The following is a 7,302-nucleotide window of genomic DNA, read 5'->3' as shown; positions in this document are numbered from 1 at the left end:
TGACTCCGTTCCACTCCATGGCCTCGGCTTTCATCCCGACGCTCGCCTTCGGCAGAGTGTGGGGCTTCCCGCCAATTAAGCTAACGACCCAACAATCGCACCACGCCAACACCGCCAAAATACAAACTCAAAATCGCACCGCCGAGCAAACTTTGGGTCAGTGGGTCTGTAGAAGGCGTTACCACCGCCCCAGCCACTGCCGCGGATAGCACCACCACCCGCCATCCAGAAAGCATTTGTCGGGAAGACACAATCCCCAACAAACCCAACAAAATCTGAATCACCGGCACCTGAAAAGCCACTGCCGTACTGAACATCAGCAGCAATACGAACTTAAAATACTTATCAATGGACCACAACTGGTCCACCACACCTTCTCCGTAATTAATAAAGAACTTCAACGCCGCCGGAATTACTGCCACATAGGCAAACACCAATCCCAGCACAAACAAAATACTCGATCCAAACACCACCGGTCCCAGCAGTTTGCGTTCCGATCGCTTCAACCCTGGCAACACAAACTTGACCACTTGGTAAATAATAAACGGTGTTGCCAGCAACAAACCGCTGTATCCGGCGACCTGTAGCGAAACAAAGAAATACTCTCCAGGAGCCAGCTGTAAAAATTTCACCCCTTGTGCCGGTCGCTGCAAAATATTAACCAGGGGTTCCACGCCCAAAAAACAAACCACAATCCCTACAAATACAGCAATCAGAGCATAAAAAATCCGCTGGCGCAACTCCTCCAAGTGGTCGAACAGGGACATTTCCACATCGTCGGGGAGTTCGTCGTCCGTTTCGTCGTTGGTATGGTTTTCCGGTTGCGATTCGGGTGGGGGCGTTTGCGTTGCTGTGTTGCTACGGTCAAATTGACTGTTGGTAGCTTGCGGATCGGGTTCGGAAGGACGATTTGGGTTTGAAGGCACGGTTATGACTCCCAGGCGCTGACCATATTTTATTTTCAATCGAGCAAAAAATGCCAAACAAAGGGGCGGCTGCGATCGCCCCTTTCTGCTGTTACCTAGCTAGCGAGTTGCTGCTGGTTCTGCCGTAGCTTGGGCACGGTCGGCTTCTTCCTGCGGTAAAGCTGCATAGAGTCGGTTGAGGGCATTGACATACGCATTGGACGCCGCAACGATAATATCTGTGTTGGCAGCGTGACCGGAGAAAATGCGTTCGTTGTGCCGCAGGCGAATGGTCACCTCGCCAATGGCATCGATTCCTGCCGTTACCGACTGGACCGAAAACTCAATCAGTTCGTTGGGAACGTTGACCACCCGGTTCATCGCCTTGTAAACAGCATCCACCGGTCCGGTGCCAATGGCCGCATCGGTGAGTTCTTCGCCGCTGGGGGTGCGTAAAGTAACCGTTGCCGTTGGACGGGCGCTATCGCCGCAGGAGACTTGCACCAGTTCCAAATGGAAGTATTCGGGGGGCTGGTTGATTTCGTCGTTGACAATGGACTCTAGGTCCCAATCGGTGATTTCCCGTTTCTTGGCGGCAAAGGCTTTAAACCGGAGAAAGGCCTTGTTGAGGGCATCTTCGGACAGGTCGTAGCCCAGCTCTTGCAAGCGGGTTTTGAAGGCGTGGCGACCGGAAAGTTTGCCCAAAACCATGCGGTTGTCGGTCAATCCGATGGACTGGGCATCCATGATTTCGTAGGTGGTGCGGTTTTTCAGGACGCCATCCTGGTGAATGCCGGATTCGTGGGCGAAAGCGTTGGCACCGACGATGGCTTTGTTGGGTTGGACCATCATGCCGGTGAGGTTGGAGACCAAGCGCGAGGTTTTGTAGATTTGGCGCGTATCGATGTTGGTGAGGGGTTCTTGGGAGTCTTCCGGTCTGCCTAAGTAGGGATTGTAATACTGACGCCGTACGTGCAAGGCCATGACCAATTCTTCGAGGGCTGCGTTGCCCGCCCGTTCGCCAATGCCGTTGATGGTGCATTCCAGCTGTCGGGCACCGTTTTTCACCGCTTCTAGGAAGTTGGCAACGGCCAAGCCCAGGTCGTTGTGACCGTGGACGGAAATAATGGCGCGATCGCTGTTGGGGACGTTTTCTTTGATGCCGCGAATCATGGCACCAAATTCTCTGGGCATCATGTAGCCCACGGTATCGGGAATGTTAATGGTGGTTGCCCCAGCGTTGATGGCGCGTTCGATGATTTCGTAGAGGAATTCCGGATCGGTACGGGTGGCATCTTCCGGGGAGAATTCCAAATCGTCTACGAAGTTTCTGGCGTAAGCCACCATTTCTTCGGCGATTTCCAGGACTTCTTTGCGGCTTCGCTTGAGTTTGTGTTCCAGGTGAATGTCGGAGGTGGCAATAAAGGTATGGATGCGCCGGTTGGCGGCTGGTTTCAGTGCTTCGGCAGCTTTTTCAATATCTTTGCGCGCCGCCCGGGCGAGGGCGCAGATGGTGGGACTTTCCGGTTCGGATGCGGTTTCGCAAATTTTTTGTACGGCTTCAAAGTCTCCGGGGCTGGCGTAGGGAAAGCCGGCTTCAATGATATCCACGCCCAATTGGTTGAGGGCGCGGGCAACGGTGACTTTTTCGTCTACGTTTAAACTAGCCCCGGGAGATTGTTCTCCGTCGCGGAGCGTGGTATCAAATATAAGGATTCTGTCTGGGTTGGGCGTCATCATGTGTTTACCTCCAGACGCTTCGCTAGCATCTGCTTGCCGACGATAAGTTGCAACTGCAACTGCAATATCTTGATAATACTGTATCTTTTTTGGGATTTTTTATGCAGCCAAATTGAAGGCGCGATCGCTAGTAGGCCAGCCTTTCCATGCTACTGGTATCTCGCATGTCTACTTTCTCGATGTACTCGCGAATGTCGTTGAGGTCGATATAGCGATCGGTGGCGTTGCGCAACTCCCGCGCGATCATGCCCTCTGTAGACACTACGGTAATATGGGTGTTTTTGGAACGCAACAGTTCGATGGCTCGCTCGAAATCTCCATCTCCGCTAAATAAGACCACGTGGTTGTATTGTTCTACGGTATTGAACATGTCAATGACAATTTCTATATCTAAGTTGGCTTTTTGCGAGTAACGCCCGGAAACGTCGTCGTAATATTCTTTGAGAACTTTTGTACGCACGGTATAGCCTAGACTGATTAGCGCATCACGAAAACCGCGTTGGTCTTGGGGGTCTTTGATGCCGGTGTACCAAAAGGCGTTGACCAGGGCTGTATTTGTTCCTTTTACGAAATACTCTAGAACTCTTCTTGGGTCAAAAAACCATCCGTTTTTTTGTTGCGCGTAGAACATATTATTTCCGTCTACAAATACAGATAGACGGTTTTGGGTGTACATCATAAAAACTTATACCAAGTGTAGAAACCTTGACAGCTATAGAAGAAATATGGAAATCATCTTTACTTTCTAGAAAAAACAATTCTAGAAATAACATTTTTGCTATTCAAAGAAAATAGAATCGAGAATTTTTTCTGCCATGTTGCCAAAAAAAGGTGGGGCAACAACGACCGGTCGCCTCGGGGCGCGATCGCGATGCGGACCAGCCACCAACAGCCAACGATGGTGGCTCAACCCCCTATTTTTCCCGTTTTAGGGAGGAAATCTCCCTCTACACATAAAAAAAATTTATGCCATGCTAACATAACTTTTAGTTTTATAAATAGTACCCTCCTGCCTAGGAGTTGCCCCATATCCTAGAAAGTTGGGAGGTATTTTTTTATTGATAGCTAGGACAATTCTTTATTATAAGTCGATTGTGGATTGATTTTGTTTGAAATATATTTAGCCAGCTCGGGGCTTGCCATTGTCCTGGTTAGGTGTTGCCATCGAAAATTTCGTTGCCAGCAGCAACCGTCGGTAGGTCCGAAAAAAGACATACCGCAGATGTAGCTAGCGTGTTTCACGGCTAGCTCCTAACCTGTAGGCTACCACCACCAAAACCGTCAGACTTTGCTGCTTTCAATTGCCCAGCGGGATAGCTCGGTGCGATTGTGCAAACCGGTTTTGCCCAGCATATTGCTGACGTGGCTTTCGATGGTCCGCTGGCTAACATCCATAATTTCCGCAATTTCTCGGTTGGCCATGCCCCTAGCCACCAACTGAACCACTTTCAGTTCCGTGGGAGTCAGTTCGATATTTTGCGGCACTTTTAAATGGGAAGCTTGCTGACCTTGTTGGGTTTTATGCTGGATGAGACGGGAAGCTTGTTTGAGGGAAGACTCTACCTGCGCCACCAATTCTTCTGGTTCAAAGGGCTTCACCATGTACACATCTGCCCCCATGTTCAAACCTTTCACCCGGTCTTGGCTTTGGCCTTTTGCCGAAAGAAACAGAACGGGAATCCAGCTAGTACGGGGATTTTCCCGGATGTGTTTGACCAAAGCATACCCGTCCATTTCCGGCATCATAATGTCGCAGACAATCAGATCCGGAACTTGCGTTTCCAGCACCTCCAGAGCTTCCCGGCCGTTTTCTGCCGTGATGACTTTGTACCCTCGAAATTCCAAGTAGTCTTTGACTAACAAAATTAAGTTGGGGTCGTCATCAACGAGAAGTAATTCTTTTTGCAATTGTGCATTTGTTCCCTTCATTCCAACAGTACTCGCATTTACGTATTGAATAAGGTTTACCAATGTTCCTCAAGCATTCAGGAGCCAGGAAAATCTTTTGGTTTTTCCTCAGAATTTGCCTGACAGTGGACCCAACAGTTGTTGTCCCAGCTATAGAAAGTGACTTCAGGAAAACTCCCTCAATTTCATCTATAACAATAATTCCACTAATATTCTATTAGAAAGCAACTGCAGACCTTATACTCAGTTTCCCATACAATCTTACTATAGCTCAAAAACGGCATCTGTAGAAGCTTTTAACGGCTAAAACCCACTACCATAGCTCCAAGTACTGCGATCGCTTACGGATGTTCCTGATGGCTGTGGGTATGCGATCGCACTCGATCCACCAGCGATCGCACGGAGTCGGTTCCTTGCGAAGGATGAAACTGCAAAGGCAACTTGCGTCGAGCCAACAATCGCAATCCCAACGGCCCCATCGACAGTAACGTTTTCCACCCTTGCAAAGAATAATTATACAACTGAATGGCAAACTTGCGCTCGTTGAGCCATCCTCCTTCCCGTACCAAATCCACCAATAATTTGCGGTGGCGTACCGGTTGGCTGTCAGTTTTCTCCCGCCGGGGCAAAATTTCCTGTTTGATATCGGTAATTCTGTCGAGAGGTGCCACCCCCATGGGACACACCTCGTTACAGTAGTAACACCGAGTACACCCCCACACACCGCTGTCGGCATTGTCGTACTCGTCTAACCTTTGGCTCGTGTGGTCGTCTCGCGAATCAGCTACCATACGATAGGCTTTCGCCAAAGCGTGGGGACCCACAAAATTTTCATTCACCTCCCGGGCATTGCACTCAGAATAACAGGCACCGCACATAATACAGTTGCCGGTAGCCTCTAGCTTTTGGCGTTGTTGGGGCGTTTGCAGAAATTCCCGTTCCGGTAGCTGCCTGGCTTCGGTACTCACATAGGGGTCCACCGCCTCCAGATGGTTCCAGAAACGGCTCATATCCACCACCAAATCCTTGATAACCGGCATATTCCCCATGGGGGCTACCAAAATTTGCGGAATTTCCGGTATGGGGCTGCCTTGCTGCTGCAAAATTTGTTGCTGCCGCTGCCATTCCCGCTCTACATTTTCTTTGCAAGCCAAAGCGGAACGACCGTTAATGCGCATGGCACAGCTACCGCAGATGGTATTGCGGCAGTTTTTGCGAAAAGCCAAGCTGCCATCTTGTTCCCATTTGATGCGGTTGAGGGCATCCAGAATGGTGCTGCCGGTATTGACTTCTAGGGAATAGTCTTGCCACCGCGGGGAGGTATTTTGGGTTTGGCGCAGGATGCGAAATCGAACTTGCATAACCAATTGTTTTTTTTTCGGACTACCTTGTCCTGGTATGGGGCGCTTGTTCTTTATTGTAGGCAGGTTGCTTGCAGAAATGCTAGGCAGGAACGCTTAAGTGCCGAAACAAGCTGGCGAGAATGCTGTTAGAGAGCAAAAAGCCTTCTGGGTCTTGCAGCCGCAGATGCGTGGCGTTTTCCGGGAGGGGATGGCAAGGATCGTCGGGTAGAGAAAGCAGTTGATTGTCGGCGGTGGTGAGTTCTACCCAATGGTGCCAACCGTCGGTTTGCAAGCTACGACAGATGGCCTTGGGCACTTCTTCACCAAATTTTTGGGCGATATCGGGTAGGGAAATGCCTTCAGCCAGGCGCAATCCCAGCATGACGGTTTCCAACAGTTGGTCTTGGAGGGAATCGGGGGGTGGTAGTTCTACGTTGTGGTTTTCCCAATTTTGCACCCAGGTTTTGTATGCTTTTAGGGTTCGCCCGCGGGTAAGGCGGCGTCGGTAGAGGTAGCTGGTGGCCCCCATGCCGAAGCCGTAGTAGGGTTGGTTTTCCCAGTAGGCGCGGTTGTGAAGGCATTGATAGCCGGGTTTGGCGTAGTTGGAAATTTCGTAGTGTTGGTAGCCGGCGGCGGTGAGTTGGGCGCAGGTTTGTCGGTACATTTCGACGGTGGTGGCTTCTGGAGGCAGGGGGGCGGTGTTGCTTTGGTAGTAGCGGGCGAAGGGGGTTTTAGGTTCTACGATGAGGTCGTAGACGGAAATATGGGTGGCTTGGGTTGCGATCGCTCGATGGAGGGTTTCTTTCCAGTCGGCGAGGGTTTGATGGGGAAGTCCGGCCATGAGGTCGATGCTGAAGTTGGAGATGCCGGTGGTGTGGATCAGCTGGATGGCGGTGTGGATATCCGCCACAGAATGCGATCGCCCGCTAACTTGTAGCAGGGGGTCTTGAAAGGCTTGGACACCCAAGCTAAAACGGTTGATTCCTCTTTGTAGGAACCCTTCTAGTTGCTGGCGGTCGAAGGTGCCCGGGTCGATTTCCATGGAAATTTCCGCGTCGGGTTCGATCCCAAAAGCAGCTTTAAGGGTCTCCAAGATTTGGGTTACTTGCGCTAGGCTAAGGAGTGAAGGTGTACCGCCACCGAAAAAAACCGTTTGCAGGGGGACACCGGTGGCTGGGGTGGCTTGAATTTCTCGACACAGCGTATCTACGTATTTTTGAATGGTACCGGAATTGTCCCCATGTTTGCGATCGCCCACCACGGAAACCGGAAAATCGCAGTAATAGCAACGCCTACGGCAGAAAGGAATGTGAAGGTAAGCACAGCGAGGCATTTTCTCCATAGCAACAGCAACCATATGGCTCCTATTTGTTTGCCAACAACCGAAAAGATTCCCCAGGTAGGTT

7 protein-coding genes are annotated in these 7,302 nt (G+C 50.6%); all 7 read right to left on the bottom strand.

Going from position 1 to position 7,302, the window contains the following annotated elements:
• Positions 1-80 precede the first annotated feature (80 nt).
• The 7 genes from tatC to hemW all read right to left on the bottom strand — a co-directional run bounded on the left by tatC (position 81) and on the right by hemW (position 7,253).
• The gene (gene tatC, locus AS151_RS18375; protein ID WP_084639732.1) at positions 81-932 is read right to left on the bottom strand and encodes a twin-arginine translocase subunit TatC; all 852 of its coding nucleotides are present in this window, start codon (positions 930-932) and stop codon (positions 81-83) included.
• Positions 933-1,025: 93 nt separating this feature from the next.
• Positions 1,026-2,642 carry a 2-isopropylmalate synthase gene (locus tag AS151_RS18370; RefSeq protein WP_071518527.1) on the bottom strand — a complete coding sequence of 539 codons (1,617 nt, stop codon included), beginning with the start codon at positions 2,640-2,642 and terminating at the stop codon, positions 1,026-1,028.
• Between the two features lie 130 nt (positions 2,643-2,772).
• The gene (locus AS151_RS18365; protein WP_071518526.1) at positions 2,773-3,324 is read right to left on the bottom strand and encodes an NYN domain-containing protein; all 552 of its coding nucleotides are present in this window, start codon (positions 3,322-3,324) and stop codon (positions 2,773-2,775) included.
• 99 nt (positions 3,325-3,423) lie between these two features.
• Positions 3,424-3,555 (bottom strand): hypothetical protein, encoded by a 132-nt coding sequence (locus AS151_RS23160; RefSeq protein WP_275528006.1) that lies wholly within the window; start codon positions 3,553-3,555, stop codon positions 3,424-3,426.
• 371 nt (positions 3,556-3,926) lie between these two features.
• Positions 3,927-4,574, bottom strand: coding sequence for a response regulator transcription factor (locus tag AS151_RS18360; protein WP_071518525.1), 648 nt, complete (start codon positions 4,572-4,574; stop codon positions 3,927-3,929).
• Positions 4,575-4,894: 320 nt separating this feature from the next.
• Positions 4,895-5,914 (bottom strand): succinate dehydrogenase/fumarate reductase iron-sulfur subunit, encoded by a 1,020-nt coding sequence (locus AS151_RS18355; RefSeq protein ID WP_071518524.1) that lies wholly within the window; start codon positions 5,912-5,914, stop codon positions 4,895-4,897.
• A gap of 82 nt (positions 5,915-5,996) precedes the next feature.
• Positions 5,997-7,253 carry a radical SAM family heme chaperone HemW gene (gene hemW / locus AS151_RS18350; protein ID WP_071518523.1) on the bottom strand — a complete coding sequence of 419 codons (1,257 nt, stop codon included), beginning with the start codon at positions 7,251-7,253 and terminating at the stop codon, positions 5,997-5,999.
• Positions 7,254-7,302: the final 49 nt, after the last annotated feature.

The organism is Geitlerinema sp. PCC 9228, assembly GCF_001870905.1.
Lineage (GTDB): Bacteria > Cyanobacteriota > Cyanobacteriia > Cyanobacteriales > PCC-9228 > PCC-9228.
The sequence above is the reverse complement of the archived record's forward strand: the minus strand, read 5'-3'. Positions and strand labels throughout refer to the sequence as shown.